This is a genomic window from Hyphomicrobium sp. DY-1, assembly GCF_047497105.1.
Lineage (GTDB): Bacteria > Pseudomonadota > Alphaproteobacteria > Rhizobiales > Hyphomicrobiaceae > Hyphomicrobium_B.
Genome location: NZ_CP134870.1, coordinates 3,652,499 through 3,666,273 on the forward strand (window position 1 = coordinate 3,652,499; position 13,775 = coordinate 3,666,273).

Genomic DNA, 13,775 nt, shown 5'->3' on the forward strand with positions numbered 1-13,775 from the left:
GCGAACGATGCTTCGTGCCATTGCATGCGAGTCCCAGGGTGCCCGTCACGGATTGATCGATGATGAGGTGACGCTCGATTTCGACAATCGGCATCGCCGTCGTTTGGCGATGAGGGGAAAAGATGGACTCGAGTTTTTGCTCGATCTGCCGCGTGCGCATCGGCTTCGACAGGGCGATACGCTGCTGCTGGAAGACGGCCGCAGAGTTCGGGTAATGGCGGCAAAAGAAGAGCTTGCGGAAATCACGACGACATCGGCGGTCGATCTCGTGCGTGTTGCCTGGCATCTCGGTAATCGCCATCTGCCGGTCATGCTGCTGCCGGATCGCATCCTGATCCGCCGCGATCATGTCATCGAAGATATGGTCCGGCTTCTCGGTGCTTCGGTCGCGATGGTCGAGGCAGCGTTCGATCCGGAAGATGGCGCGTACGCGGGCGGCGGCCATCATCACCACCATCATGGCGACGATCACGACCATGGATGACGTGTCCGAGCGTCCGCATAAAATAAGCGGCGAGCTTTCGTCTCAAGACGCGTCTATGGCGGTCTCGAAGGAAGGTAAGTCATCCGATGCGGCTGCGAAGCTGCTGATTTGGCTTTCTCCTGCGTTTCCTGTCGGAAGCTTTGCATTCAGTCATGGCTTTGAATGGGCGGTCCAAGCTGGGCAGGTCAGAAACATCGCTACAGTCATCGCGTGGCTCGATGCTCTTCTTGAGCATGGGGGGATGCGTAATGACGCAATCTTTGCCGCGCACGCGTGGCACGCTGCGATGCTTCGCGACGCGCGCGCGCTCATTGAGATCAACGAACTGGCGCTAGCGATGGCAGGTTCGAAAGAGCGGTATTTGGAAACGACGGCGCAGGGTAATGCCTTCGTCACCATTATCCGAGATGCATGGCGTGCACCAGATTTTGATTGGGGGATTGCATCGGTACGAGGAGATGTCGCTTATCCGGTCGCAGTCGGCTTGACCGGCGCGGCACATAAGATTTCTCAGCATGAGATGCTGCGCTGCTTCGTGCTCGCGCAGGTTCAAAATCTGGTGTCGGCTGTGATCCGCCTCAGCGTCATCGGGCATACGGACGGACAGCACGCGATTGCGTCGCTGCTTCCCGCGGTCGGACGGCTGGTTCTTGTGGCAGAAACTGCTACCCTTGACGATATCGGTGGCGCCGCGTTTCAGTCGGACATCGCCGCCCTTCGGCATGAAACGCAATATTCAAGGCTCTTTCGCTCATGACATCCTTAGATCACGGACCTCTGCGTGTCGGCATTGGCGGTCCGGTCGGCGCCGGAAAGACGGCCTTGATGGAAGCGCTGTGTAAACAGTTTCGCAGCGAGCTCGATATCATTGCGATCACCAATGACATTTATACCAAGGAAGATGCGTTGATCTTAACGCGTGCCGGTGCGCTGCCGTCGGAACGCATCATGGGGGTAGAGACTGGTGGTTGTCCGCACACTGCCATTCGTGAGGACTGCTCGCTCAATCTCATGGCGATAGCGGAAATGCGCGGCAAGTTCCCGAATGCCGATCTAGTTCTGATCGAGTCGGGCGGTGACAATCTGGCCGCGACCTTCTCACCGGAGCTGGCCGATATAACAATCTACGTGATCGACGTTGCGCAAGGCGAAAAAATTCCGCGCAAGGGTGGTCCAGGAATCACGCGCTCCGATCTTTTGGTGATCAACAAGATCGATCTCGCGCCGTATGTGGGCGCGAGCCTTGAAGTAATGGAGCAGGACACTAAGCGAATGCGCGGAGAACGGCCGTATGTGTTTACGAATATCAAGGATGGCAAGGGTGTGAGCAAGGTTGCCGAGTTCATCATTCGCTCGGGCGGCCTGTCGCTGACGAGACCCATCGCAACCTCAGGCCATGAGCATGCTGGCCAATCCGTTTGACGACCAGCCGACTCGCGGTGTCGCGAAAGCCGTGACGATGTACGCGTTGCTGATCGCGTCGAACGTCGGTGCATGGGTGTGGGCATTCGCGGCTTTTTCCGATCGGCCGACGCTGATGGGGACGGCGCTGCTCGCCTACGTGTTCGGCCTTCGGCATGCGTTCGATGCCGACCATATAGCGGCTATCGACAACGTCGTTCGTAAGCTGATGCAGGAGGGAAAGACGCCGTATTCCGTCGGCTTCTTCTTCTCTCTCGGGCACTCGACCATCGTTATTATCGCTTCGATCATCATTGCGGCGACTGCAGCGGCCATGCAGGGGACTCTTGAAGAGTTTCACGGCATCGGGGGCATTATCGGAACAATTGTTTCGGCACTGTTTCTGCTCGTCATCGGGATCATCAATCTCATGATCCTGAGGAATGTCTGGGCGGCGTTTCTGCGCGCACGTCGCGGCGAGAGGCTTACGGACGCGGATCTCGAGACGTTACTTGCGGGACAGGGCGTCTTTGCGAGATTTCTGCGGCCGCTATTTCGGGTCGTGTCGCGATCCTGGCATATGTATCCGGTCGGCTTCCTGTTCGGTCTAGGTTTTGACACCGCGACGGAAGTTGGATTGCTCGGAATTTCCGCTGCCCAGGCGGCGCAAGGCTTATCGTTCTGGACCATCCTGGTTTTTCCGGCACTCTTTACGGCCGGAATGTCGCTGATGGATACGACGGATAGCATTCTGATGACGAAAGCCTATGGCTGGGCGTTCGTCAATCCGATCCGCAAGCTCTGGTACAACATGACGATCACGGCGGCGTCGGTCGTTGTGGCCGTCTTTATTGGCGGCGTCGAGGCGCTCGGGTTGATCGGGGACAAGCTTGGGCGCACGGACGGGATCTGGGGCGTCGTCAGCGAGTTGAACGACAACCTGACGAATTTTGGCTTCATCGTGGTCGGCATTTTCATGGCGAGCTGGATGATTTCCGCGATCGTCTATCGCGCCATTGGCGGCGATGCGATCGGTGTCGTGACGCGAGAACACTCGGCGCGGTAACTGACACGCGAAGCAATGATCTCGTGCGCTGACCTCAGGGAAGATGGCGAACGGCAGTTGCGGCCGCGGCGGCGCGGTTCTCGACGCCGAGCTTCACGTACACCTGTTCGAGATGCTTGTTCACGGTGCGCGGACTCATTCCGAGGATCTGGCCGATATCGCGGTTCGATTTGCCGCGCGCTATCCATAACAGTACCTCGGCTTCACGCGTCGTCAGACCCAGCTTTTCCTTCAGCAGGATTGCGTCGGCGGATGAACTTTCTTCGGAAACACGCATGAGATGCTCGTCGCCGCTCATGCGGCCGACGAATGAGAGACTGAGTGTTTTCTGCTCTGCGCCGATCGTGAGTGTGCTGGACGACGGATCGCCGCTACCTTCGATGCGTGCCGCGAGCCATTTGACCACTAGGGATGGGAACGCGAAGCTTCGCTCGTCGAAATCTTCAAATGCGGTTCCGAGAAGCTTGCTCGCCTGAGGTGTCGACCATAAGAGGCGTCCGGCGGAATCGGCGGCAAAGAGGTAACGTCCGGTGGTATCCAAGGCAGCGCGTGCGCTGCGAGACATGCGGGCGTTACCGACATGGACGCGGATTCGTGCAAGAAGTTCCTCGATGATGACGGGTTTTGTCACGTAGTCGACGCCGCCGGCTTCGAGCCCTTCGATGATGCGGTCAGTGTCGCGAAGCCCCGTCATGAATATGATCGGAACGTCCGCGAGCGGCGGCAGTCGCTTCATGCGCCGGCATGTTTCGAACCCATCCATGTTCGGCATAACTGCATCGAGCAAGATGATGTCGGGGACAATGCGCGCCACGGTTGTCATGGCACGTTCGCCGTCAGTTGCAATCAGGACTAGCGCGCCGATTTGCTCGAGGGCGGCTGTGAGCATTGCGAGCGTATCGGGATTGTCGTCGACGACGAGGACGATCGTTTTCGCTTCAGCGTCAGTCATCGGCGTGCTCGGGCTCGGCGGGCTGTGCGAGGAGCGCCATGTAGCCGCGAAGGTCGAAGGCGCGAATGCGATCTCGTGCGGCATTGATGAATACGATGGAGCCGTTGCCGGCAGCCTCCAGCTCATCGAGCTTGGACTCGATGCCGGACACAAAGCCGATTTCGCCAAGCCGCATGAGTTCCTCGATATGCCGGGCATCAGGACGGCTTGCGTATTTGATTCCCTGGGGCGGGGCCGAATATTCAGGCGCGCTGGTGGCTGTGACCACTCGGAGGTTCAGCAGCTTTCGGATGTGATTGAGCAGCGTCTGCATGTCGACCGGCTTTGACAGGGCGGCATCGTGATCCGGTACGTCATCGCCACGTGGAGCCTGGTCGCCGATGTTGGCGGACATCATCAAAATTGGAACGGTGTGGCCAATTTCGCGCAGACGTCTTGCCACCTCCCAGCCGGACATGCCGGGCATCGAGATATCGAGAACGAAAAGATCCGGTGCGCACTCTTCAGCAATGGTGAGCGCGGAGGGACCGTCCGGCGCAGAGATGATGGAAAATCCGACCGGCTCCAAAGCTTCCTTGATCAGCTCGCGATGATCGGTGTCGTCGTCCACGATCAAGATCAGCTTACGCTTGCCGAGATAGCCGACGATACGCTCCTGAGCTTTTGCGGGCGGACGCGAGTCGGCGACGTGCGCCAGCAGCAATTTGATGCGAAACTGGCTCCCCTGGCCAGGTGTGCTCTTGACTGAAATTTCGCCCCCCATGATTTCGACAAGCAGCTTCGTAATGGTGAGGCCCAGCCCCATTCCGGGTCTCAGTTTGGCGCGCATGATCTCGCCGCGCTCGAACGGTTCGAAGACGCGTTCCAGATCTGTCTGCATGATGCCGATGCCGGTATCTTGGATTTCGAATTCGGCAACTTGACTGCGATAGGTGACGCGCAGCGCGACGCTGCCGGTATCGGTGAATTTGACGGCGTTCGAAAGCAAGTTGATCAAGATCTGGCGAAGGCGCTTCTCGTCGGTGCGCACCACGGGCGGAAGCGACGACGCGCCTTCGAAGATGAACTCGATCCCCTTCGAATTGGCTTGCAGGCGGAACATGTCTGCGAGCTGATCGAGAAAGTCGCGGATACGGACTTCGCTGGTGGCAAGTTCGAGCCGTCCGGCTTCGACCTTTGAAATGTCGAGCAGGCCGTCGATCAGGCCGGAGAGGTGCTCGGCGCTGCGACGAATGACGCGGACGCCTTTCTGGGCCTTGACGGGCAGCATGTCGTCGACATCGAGAAGCTGCGCATAGCCAAGCACGGCATTAAGCGGCGTGCGTAGCTCATGATTGATGGCGACGACGTAGCGGCTTTTTGCGAGGTTGGCGGCTTCTGCGACTTCTTTCGCCTTATGTAGTGCTCGGTCCGTGCGTTTATGGGCTTCGATTTCGCGGGTAAGCAATGTCGTCTGGCGGGCGGACTCGTCCTGGGCGATTTTGCGACTTTCCTGAGCGAGCACGAAAAGCCAGCTCGCGACGCCCGCGATGATTGCAAGGATCAGGAACGTTGCCCAGAGCGTGCCGGCAATCGCACCGGCGTCGTGCGGAACGGCTGTCACCGCAAGATAATGCACGAGCAGAAGCACGAGCCCGAGAATGGTGCAGAACAGCGTGAAGACGCCGAAGAAGTGACCCGTTCGTGAATTGAGCCCCTTGACCAGATGTGGGGGCAGCGCGCCGCGCAGGAGCTTGACGAGCTGCACCTGATAGCGTCCGTGCGGCTTGCAGCCGTCGCGGCAGCGGGCGTCGATCGAGCAGCAGAGCGAACAAATCGGACCCGAGTAGACCGGGCAGTGCGCCATGTCCTCGGGTTCGAATTCGTGCTCGCAGACAATGCAACGGATTGCGGACTTCTGGCCCCAGGATGCGCGCGGCTTGCGGGCGAGATAGTATTTTCCATTGGTCGCATAGGCGATGGCAGGCGCCGTGATAAGCGCCACGATCAAGGCGACCAGTGGCGCCAGTGACTGGGCATAGATCCCAAAGGTGCCGCTGTACGAGAACATGGCCGCGGCCGTTGCGATGATCATCGCGCCGACGCCGACGGGGTTAACGTCGTAGAGATGGGCGCGCTTGAACTCGATGCGCTTGGGGCTCAGTCCGAGGGGCTTGTTGATGCAGAGGTCGGCGACGATAGCGCCGAGCCACGCCACTGCGACGACCGAATAAAGACCCAGAGTATGCTCAAGCGTTTTGTATATTCCCGCCTGCATCAGCAGGAGTGCGATGGCAACATTGAAAAACAGCCATACGATTCGACCGGGATGGGCGTGTGTCAGCCGTGAAAAGAAATTCGACCAGGCAATCGACCCGGCATAAGCGTTCGTGACGTTGATCTTCATCTGGCAGAGTACGACAAACGTTCCGGCCAGCGCGAGGGCCAACTGCGGAGAGTTCGTCACGTAACCGAATGCGACCAAGTACATCTGCATCGGCTCGCCGGCCTGTGAAACGGGGATGCCGTGCCGGAGACAGAGGACGGCAAGGAACGATCCGATCAGGATTTTGATGGCGCCGGGGACGATCCAGCCAGGGCCGGAGACGAGGAGGGCCGTCCACCACGCTACGCGGCCCGTTTTCTCCTTCGGCGGCATGAATCGCAGGATGTCGACCTGCTCGCCGATTTGCGCGATGAGAGCAAAAACAACGGATCCGGCCGCGCCGACGCCCAGCAGATTGAAGGTCGCGCCCGGCACAAGATCGCCGCGGTAGCCGATCCAGGCGTCGAAATTCTCCCGGTGTTGTAATGCAATGATAATGGGCGGGGTCAGTTGCAGCAGAATCCAGAACGGCTGTGTCCAAAGGTGGAACCGGCTGATCCACGTGATGCCGTGCGTGACGATTGGGATGACGACGATGGCGCTGATCACGTAACTGACGGACAGCGGAAACCCGAAGCAAACGCTCAGCGCGAGAGCCATAATGGCGGCTTCGATCGCGAAAAAAATGAACGTGAAGGAGGCATAGATCAGCGACGTGACCGTCGAGCCGATGTAGCCGAAACCGGCACCGCGGGTCAGCAAATCGATGTCGACGCCGTCGCGTGCGGCATAATAGGCAATCGGAAGGCCCGTCAAAAAGATCAGGATCGAGACGGCCAGAACGGCCGTAACTGCGTTCGAGAAGCCATAACTTATGGTGATGGCGCCGCCGATGGCCTCGAGCGCCAGGAATGACACTGTTCCGAATGCTGTATTCGCAACGCGCGCAGCGGACCACCGGCGCGCACGTTTGGCGGTGAAGCGAAGCGCGTAGTCCTCCAGGGTCTCGTTGGCGACCCATTGGTTATAGCTGCGGCGAACAGGAACGATCCGAAGCCGGTTAGTCATTCACTCAAATCGCCTCCCCCGAACGGTAACCATACCGCGCCGCAAAAATGTGGCTGTCGCTGAAAACTACCCCTCACACTCCCTGAGACAAACCTATTTCGATCATGCGGTTGGTTCTCGTCGAGCCGTCCGCCACGCGCGCGGGCGCGCGTAGGCAACCTACGCAGGGGGTGCGGCGCACCATATACGTTAACTGACGTATGTGCTGCGGCGCAAAATCGGTTTCCTATGTCCGCGCGATGTCCGGGGTGGGCAGTTCGAACGGAGGATCTTGATGGCGACGGAAGATAACGGACCTCAATCGCGGCTACGGCGTAAATTGTTGATGGGTATGGCCGCGGCTCCGTTTGCCGGGTTGTTGCCGAAAGCCGCATTTGCCGACGCACCAGCGACGTCGGCGATCAATACGACCGGATTGGCGGTCACCGACAAAGAAGTGACGGTCGGTATTCTTCACTCGGTCACAGGCACGATGGCCATCAGCGAGACGGGTTCGGTCGAGGCCGAGAAGCTCGCGATCCAGCAGATCAACGATGCGGGTGGCGTGCTAGGTCGTCAGATCAAGATCATTCAGGAAGACGGCGCCAGCGATTGGCCGACATTTGCGGAAAAAGCGAAGAAGCTACTCGTCAACGACCACGTCGCGGCGATCTTCGGATGCTGGACGTCAGCGTCTCGCAAGGCGGTGCTGCCGGTTCTCGAGCAGTACAACGGCATGCTCTACTATCCAACCTTCTACGAAGGCCTGGAGCAGTCGAAGAACGTCATCTACACCGGCCAGGAGGCGACGCAGCAGATTCTGTCCAGCTTGAACTGGATCAACAAGGAGAAGGGCGCCAAGACCTTCTACCTGATCGGCTCGGACTACATCTGGCCGCGCACGTCCAACAAGATCGCGCGCAAGCATATCGAAAACCATCTGACGGGCTGCAAAGTCGTCGGTGAAGAGTACTTCCCGCTCGGCGCGACGCAGTTCAACTCGGTCATCAACAAGATCAAGTTGAAGAAGCCCGACGTGATCTTCATGGACGTCGTCGGTGGTTCGAATGTCGCCTTCTACAAGCAGCTCAAGGCGGCGGGCATCAATCTCGACAAGCAGCTTTTGCTGACGATCTCGGTTACGGAAGACGAGATCGACGGCATCGGCGGCGAAAATATCGCGGGCGCCTACGCCTCGATGAAATACTTCGAGTCGCTGAAGAACCCGAACAACGAAGCCTTCGTCAAGGCGTTCCACAAGATGTGGGGCGACAAGACGGTGATCGGCGACGTGACGCAGGCGGCCTATCTCGGCCCGAACCTGTGGAAGCTCACAGCCGAGAAGGCAGGCAGCTTCGACGTCGACAAGATCGCCGCGGCATCGCCGGGCATCGAGTTCAAGGGCGCTCCGGAAGGCTACGTCAAGATCCACGAGAACCACCATCTCTGGAGCCGCGCACGTATCGGTCGGGCGCGGACCGACGGTCAGTTCGATGTGGTCTACGAGACGCCCGAGCTGATCGAGCCCAATCCGTTCCCAAAGGGCTATCAGTAAGGCCCTTTCCAGCGGGCTTTGGAGCCCGCATCGCTTGAGTGCTTCGCGCCGATACGCTCATGCGCGGCGCGAAGCCATCAACGTCCGATACTCCGGAGCGCGCAATGTTCGGCGATTACTCGTTCAGCGATCTTGGTTCAATCTTCGTGATGCAAGGCTTTGCGGGATTGATCCTGTTTTCGGTCTTCGTGCTTATGGCGCTCGGACTGGCCATCATTTTCGGCCAGATGGGCGTGATCAACATGGCGCACGGCGAGTTCATGATTCTCGGCGCGTACGTCACCTGGATGACGTCGGAGTTCTTCAAATCGCACCTGCCGATGCTTTTCGGCGGATACTTTTTCGTCGCGATGATCCTGGCATTCATAGCGGCTGGTGCGCTTGGGATGTTCGTCGAATGGGCGCTGATCCGACATCTTTATAAGAGACCGCTCGATACCTTGCTGGCGACGTGGGGCCTCAGCCTCATTCTGCAGCAGGTTTATCGCTCTGTTTTCGGCGGCCGCGAAGTCGGCGTCGATCTGCCTGAGTGGATGATGGGCTCCTGGCAGGTGACGGACACCATCCAGATTCCGATCAACGGCATGTTCGTGATGGCGCTGACATTAATCATTACGCTGATCGTCGGCTACATCATGTATTATTCCAGCTGGGGGCGTCAGGTTCGCGCCGTGATGCAGAACCGCGTCATGGCCAGCGCCGTCGGCATCAATACCGAACGCGTGGATCGCTTTACCTTCGGGCTCGGTTGCGGAATTGCCGGCGTCGCGGGGAGTGCCTTCACGATGATCGGCTCGACCGGTCCGACGTCGGGTCAGCTTTATATCGTCGACACGTTCCTTGTCGTTGTGTTCGGCGGCGCAGCCAGCCTGCTTGGAACGATCGCATCGGCCTTCACGATCTCGCAGACGCGTTCGACGCTGGAGTTCTTCACCTCCGGATCGATGGCGCAGGTCATCACGCTTCTTGCGGTCGTCATCATCCTGATGCTGCGTCCACAAGGACTGTTCGCCCTCAAGGTTCGCAAATAGCCGCCGCCGACTTCAGATCCAAGCGCGAGAGCACACTCACATGAACGCCAATCCTCGCTTCTTCTCCCGTTCCGAGTTGGTCGGCCTCGCCGTCCTGGCATTGCTGCTGGTTGTCGTGCTGCCGATGACGCTCGACAATTTCCGCCTGAACCTCGTGGCGAAATATCTGACCTATTCGTTCGTCGCGCTCGGGTTGGTGATCTGCTGGGGATACGGTGGCATTTTGAGCCTGGGGCAGGGGGTGTTCTTCGGCATCGGCGGTTACTGCATGGCGATGTTTCTCAAGCTCGAAGCATCGAGCGTCGCCAACACGAAAATCCAGTCGACGCCCGGTATCCCGGATTTCATGGACTGGAACCAGATCACGCAGCTTCCCTTCTTCTGGGAGCCATTCCACAGTTTAACGTTTGCGATCCTGGCCGTATTCGTCGTGCCGGCGGTGTTTGCATTTATCATCGGCGCGGCGATGTTCAAACGTCGTGTCAGCGGCGTCTACTTCGCGATCATCACGCAAGCGATTGCCGCCATTCTGACGATCCTTATCGTCGGGCAGCAGGGCTATACGGGCGGCATCAACGGCATCACAGATCTTCGCACCCTACATGGGTGGGATATCCGGACCGACAGCGCCAAAGTCATTCTCTATTTTGTTGAAGTCGCGGTGCTGTTCGTCTGTCTGCTGGTGGCGCTGTTCGTGAAGCATTCGAAGCTCGGGCGCATTCTGGTGGCGATGCGCGAGAAAGAGGATCGCGTGCGGTTCTCGGGTTATAGCGTCGCCAACTTCAAGATTTTCGCATTCTGTTTGTCGGCCGTGTTCGCGTCGATCGGCGGCGCTCTGTTTACGCTTGAAGTTGGTTTCATGTCGCCGTCGTTCGTCGGCATCGTTCCCTCGATCGAAATGGTAATCTTCGCGGCGGTCGGCGGCCGCATGTCCATCTTCGGTGCGGTCTACGGCACGCTGCTCGTCAACTATGCGAAGACGAGCCTTTCCGAAAGCTTCCCGCAACTCTGGCAGCTGGGCTTCGGAGCGCTCTTCATTGCCGTTGTGCTGCTCTTCCCAGGTGGACTGGCAGGCGCCTGGAACGACTATGTGCAGCCGAGGATCGACCGGCTCTTCTCGCGGAGTAAAGGCAAGTCTCTTGCGAGCGGCCAGCCGATCGCAGACGGCGCACCGGCAGAATAGGAGAGCGATATGGAGATCGGTCAACAACCTCGGGATTTCCTACTCGCTGTCAGTGGGCTAACGGTATCCTTCGACGGCTTCAAAGCGGTCAACGATCTGTCGTTCTATGTCGATGAGAACGCGATCCAGGTCATCATCGGACCGAATGGCGCGGGTAAGACGACAGTGCTCGATTTGATCTGCGGGAAGACCAAAGCGACTTCCGGGTCTATCACCTTCCGCGGCAAGGAACTCACGAAGCTATCCGAGAACGCCATCGTGCATGCGGGCGTCGGCCGGAAGTTCCAGACGCCGTCAATCTATGACGATCTGACGGTTTTCGAAAACTTGGAGATCTCCTATCCGCGCGGACGCAGCGTGTTCGGCGCTCTGACGTTCAAGCGCGACGCTGCCGTGCGTCAGCGCGTCGAGGAAGTCGCGGAAATGATCTTCCTGAAAGACAAGCTCAACATGAGTGCGCAGCTTCTGAGCCACGGCCAGAAGCAGTGGCTCGAGATCGGCATGCTCCTCATCCAGGATCCCGAGCTTTTGATGCTTGATGAACCCGTCGCGGGCATGAGTGTCAGCGAGCGCGAAAAGACCGCTGAGCTTCTGCATCGGATCATCAAGGATCGTTCGGTGCTGGTGATCGAGCACGACATGAAGTTCGTCGAAGACATCGCGCACAAGGTGATCGTGCTCCATCAGGGCAAAATTCTATCGGAAGGCTCGATGGAGAAGGTCCAGAACGATCCCAAAGTGATTGAAGTCTATCTCGGCCATTAAGGAAGAAATTGACAATGCTGGATATCTCCGATTTCCACGTCGCCTATGGCCAGAGCGAAGTTCTGCACGGCCTCGATCTGTCGATCGCGCCCAATGAGATCGTCGCGATCATGGGCCGCAACGGCATGGGCAAGACGACCATGATGAAGGCCCTTATGGGCATCTTGCCAACGAAGCAGGGTTCGGTGTCGATGAACGGCGCCGACATCACCAAGCTCAAAAGCTATGAGCGTGTTGCGAAAGGTTTGGCCTACGTTCCCCAAGGTCGAATGATTTTTTCGACCATGACAGTCGAAGAGAATATCGAGACGGGGCTTGTGGTCCACGGCGGCAGCAAGGTTTCGCCCGATATCTACGAGCTTTTTCCGGTTCTGCTCGAAATGAAGAAGCGCCGCGGCGGTAACCTGTCTGGCGGCCAGCAGCAGCAGCTCGCGATCGCGCGCGCTCTTGCGACCAAGCCGAAGGTTCTGCTGCTCGATGAGCCTACGGAAGGCATCCAGCCGTCGATCATTCGTGAAATGGCGCGGACGCTTCGGCGCATTCGCGATGAGCGCGGGCTGTCGATCATCGTGTCGGAACAGGTTTTGAGTTTTGCGCTCGATGTCGCCGACCGTGTGCTGGTTGTCGAGAACGGCGAGATTGTCCACGACGAGCCGCGTTCATCAGTCGATGAGGCGAAAGTGGCGAGGTATCTCTCAGTTTAAGTCTGAATTCGGTGTCTGCAGAAATGGAAGGGGCAGTATGAATGACCGAAACGCTCATTAAAGTCGACCTGTCGAAGTCCGCATATGAAAACGACATGGTTCACAATCGATGGCATCCGGACATTCCGATCGTCGCCTGGACCGAGCCTGGTTCAGACTTCATCATCGAGACGTACGACTGGACCGGCGGCTTCATCAAGAACAACGACGATGCGTCGGACGTGCGCGATATAGATTTGACGATCGTGCACTTTCTCTCAGGCCCAGTTGGCGTCAAGGGCGCCGAGCCGGGTGATTTGCTCGTTGTTGAGATCCTCGACATCGGGGCGAAGCCGGAGAGCAACTGGGGTTTCAACGGCTTCTTCTCGAAGAACAATGGCGGCGGCTTTCTGACCGATCATTATCCCTCAGCGCAGAAGTCGATCTGGGACTTTGAGGGCATGTTCACGAAGTCACGCCACATTCCGGGTGTGCGTTTTCCGGGTCTCATCCATCCTGGCCTGATCGGCTGCTTGCCCGATCCTGCACTGCTCAAGACCTGGAACGATCGCGAAATTCCGTTCGTGGAGGCCAATAAAGATCGTGTGCCTCCCGTCGGCACGGTGCCCTTTGCGCCGACGGCGCACATGGGCCGCCTCAAGGGCGATGCGCGGGATAAGGCTGCAGCCGAAGCGGCGCGTACGGTTCCGCCGCGTGAGCATGGCGGCAACTGCGATATCAAGGATCTGTCGCGTGGCTCGAAAGTGTTCTTCCCGGTCTACGTACCCGGCGGCGGCCTTTCGATGGGCGACCTTCACTTCAGTCAGGGCGACGGCGAAATCACGTTCTGCGGCGCGATCGAGATGGCCGGTTGGCTGCATCTCAAGGTCGACGTGATCAAAGACGGCATGTCGAAGTACGGGATCAAAAATCCGATCTTCAAGCCGTCGGTCATCACGCCGAAGTACGACGACTATCTGATCTTCGAGGGCATCTCGGTCGACGAGATGGGCAAGCAGCACTACCTCGACGTTCACGTCGCGTATCGTCAGGCCTGTCTCAACGCCATCGAATACCTGAAGAAGTTCGGCTATTCGGGCGCGCAGGCTTACTCGATCCTGGGAACGGCGCCCGTTCAGGGGCATATCTCTGGCGTCGTCGACATTCCGAACGCCTGCGCCACTCTGTGGGTGCCGACCAAGATCTTCGATTTCGATATCAATCCCTCTGCCGCGGGACCGACAAAGTTCCTTGACGGATCGATCCAGATGCCGATTGCGCCCGACGCGTAAGCGCATTCGAA

12 protein-coding genes are annotated in these 13,775 nt (G+C 58.5%); 10 read left to right on the forward strand and 2 right to left on the reverse strand.

Annotated elements, in window-relative coordinates:
• The first annotated feature begins 7 nt into the window (after positions 1-7).
• Genes ureE through RLW41_RS17650 form a run of 4 tightly spaced genes read left to right on the forward strand, consistent with a single transcriptional unit; the run spans position 8 to position 2,951 of the window.
• Positions 8-484 (forward strand): urease accessory protein UreE, encoded by a 477-nt coding sequence (ureE, locus tag RLW41_RS17635; RefSeq protein WP_414462299.1) that lies wholly within the window; start codon positions 8-10, stop codon positions 482-484.
• Complete coding sequence (locus tag RLW41_RS17640; RefSeq protein ID WP_414462300.1) at positions 420-1,241, forward strand: urease accessory protein UreF; 822 nt, start codon at positions 420-422, stop codon at positions 1,239-1,241. The genes ureE and RLW41_RS17640 overlap by 65 nt, the downstream gene beginning before the upstream one ends.
• Positions 1,238-1,906 carry an urease accessory protein UreG gene (gene ureG / locus RLW41_RS17645; protein WP_414462301.1) on the forward strand — a complete coding sequence of 223 codons (669 nt, stop codon included), beginning with the start codon at positions 1,238-1,240 and terminating at the stop codon, positions 1,904-1,906. Before RLW41_RS17640 ends, ureG begins: the two co-directional genes overlap by 4 nt.
• A complete protein-coding gene (locus RLW41_RS17650) occupies positions 1,887-2,951 on the forward strand; it encodes a HoxN/HupN/NixA family nickel/cobalt transporter (RefSeq protein ID WP_414464606.1) in 1,065 nt (354 codons plus the stop codon). The genes ureG and RLW41_RS17650 overlap by 20 nt, the downstream gene beginning before the upstream one ends.
• Before the next feature lie 34 nt (positions 2,952-2,985).
• Here the strand turns inward: RLW41_RS17650 and RLW41_RS17655 are convergent, their stop codons facing one another.
• Entirely contained in the window at positions 2,986-3,903 is a 918-nt protein-coding gene (locus RLW41_RS17655) for a response regulator (RefSeq protein WP_414462302.1), read from the reverse strand.
• Positions 3,896-7,276, reverse strand: a complete 3,381-nt coding sequence (locus RLW41_RS17660) for an ATP-binding protein (RefSeq protein WP_414462303.1) — start codon at positions 7,274-7,276, stop codon at positions 3,896-3,898. Before RLW41_RS17660 ends, RLW41_RS17655 begins: the two co-directional genes overlap by 8 nt.
• 274 nt (positions 7,277-7,550) lie before the next feature.
• On the opposite strand from RLW41_RS17660, the gene urtA reads away from it, so the two are divergent.
• The 6 genes from urtA (at position 7,551) to fmdA (ending at position 13,764) form a co-directional block, all read left to right on the forward strand.
• Positions 7,551-8,810 (forward strand): urea ABC transporter substrate-binding protein, encoded by a 1,260-nt coding sequence (gene urtA, locus RLW41_RS17665; RefSeq protein WP_409562989.1) that lies wholly within the window; start codon positions 7,551-7,553, stop codon positions 8,808-8,810.
• 104 nt (positions 8,811-8,914) lie between these two features.
• Positions 8,915-9,841, forward strand: coding sequence for an urea ABC transporter permease subunit UrtB (gene urtB / locus RLW41_RS17670; RefSeq protein ID WP_024275675.1), 927 nt, complete (start codon positions 8,915-8,917; stop codon positions 9,839-9,841).
• A gap of 40 nt (positions 9,842-9,881) precedes the next feature.
• Positions 9,882-11,024, forward strand: a complete 1,143-nt coding sequence (gene urtC, locus RLW41_RS17675; RefSeq protein ID WP_409562990.1) for an urea ABC transporter permease subunit UrtC — start codon at positions 9,882-9,884, stop codon at positions 11,022-11,024.
• 9 nt (positions 11,025-11,033) lie between these two features.
• On the forward strand, positions 11,034-11,789 hold the full coding sequence (gene urtD / locus RLW41_RS17680; RefSeq protein WP_409562991.1) for an urea ABC transporter ATP-binding protein UrtD: 756 nt from the start codon (positions 11,034-11,036) through the stop codon (positions 11,787-11,789).
• 14 nt (positions 11,790-11,803) lie between these two features.
• Positions 11,804-12,493, forward strand: coding sequence for an urea ABC transporter ATP-binding subunit UrtE (gene urtE / locus RLW41_RS17685; protein WP_414462304.1), 690 nt, complete (start codon positions 11,804-11,806; stop codon positions 12,491-12,493).
• A 41-nt stretch (positions 12,494-12,534) separates the two neighbouring features.
• Positions 12,535-13,764 carry a formamidase gene (gene fmdA / locus RLW41_RS17690; RefSeq protein ID WP_414462305.1) on the forward strand — a complete coding sequence of 410 codons (1,230 nt, stop codon included), beginning with the start codon at positions 12,535-12,537 and terminating at the stop codon, positions 13,762-13,764.
• The last annotated feature ends 11 nt before the right edge of the window (positions 13,765-13,775 follow it).

What these genes read in the sequence shown, in the direction of transcription:
- ureE (WP_414462299.1), top strand. Translation starts at nt 8, where the DNA reads ATGCTTCGTGCCATTGCATGCGAGTCCCAGGGTGCCCGTCACGGATTG.
- RLW41_RS17640 (WP_414462300.1), top strand. Translation starts at nt 420, where the DNA reads ATGGCGCGTACGCGGGCGGCGGCCATCATCACCACCATCATGGCGACG.
- ureG (WP_414462301.1), top strand. Translation starts at nt 1,238, where the DNA reads ATGACATCCTTAGATCACGGACCTCTGCGTGTCGGCATTGGCGGTCCG.
- RLW41_RS17650 (WP_414464606.1), top strand. Translation starts at nt 1,887, where the DNA reads ATGCTGGCCAATCCGTTTGACGACCAGCCGACTCGCGGTGTCGCGAAA.
- RLW41_RS17655 (WP_414462302.1), bottom strand. Translation starts at nt 3,903, where the DNA reads ATGACTGACGCTGAAGCGAAAACGATCGTCCTCGTCGTCGACGACAAT.
- RLW41_RS17660 (WP_414462303.1), bottom strand. Translation starts at nt 7,276, where the DNA reads ATGACTAACCGGCTTCGGATCGTTCCTGTTCGCCGCAGCTATAACCAA.
- urtA (WP_409562989.1), top strand. Translation starts at nt 7,551, where the DNA reads ATGGCGACGGAAGATAACGGACCTCAATCGCGGCTACGGCGTAAATTG.
- urtB (WP_024275675.1), top strand. Translation starts at nt 8,915, where the DNA reads ATGTTCGGCGATTACTCGTTCAGCGATCTTGGTTCAATCTTCGTGATG.
- urtC (WP_409562990.1), top strand. Translation starts at nt 9,882, where the DNA reads ATGAACGCCAATCCTCGCTTCTTCTCCCGTTCCGAGTTGGTCGGCCTC.
- urtD (WP_409562991.1), top strand. Translation starts at nt 11,034, where the DNA reads ATGGAGATCGGTCAACAACCTCGGGATTTCCTACTCGCTGTCAGTGGG.
- urtE (WP_414462304.1), top strand. Translation starts at nt 11,804, where the DNA reads ATGCTGGATATCTCCGATTTCCACGTCGCCTATGGCCAGAGCGAAGTT.
- fmdA (WP_414462305.1), top strand. Translation starts at nt 12,535, where the DNA reads ATGACCGAAACGCTCATTAAAGTCGACCTGTCGAAGTCCGCATATGAA.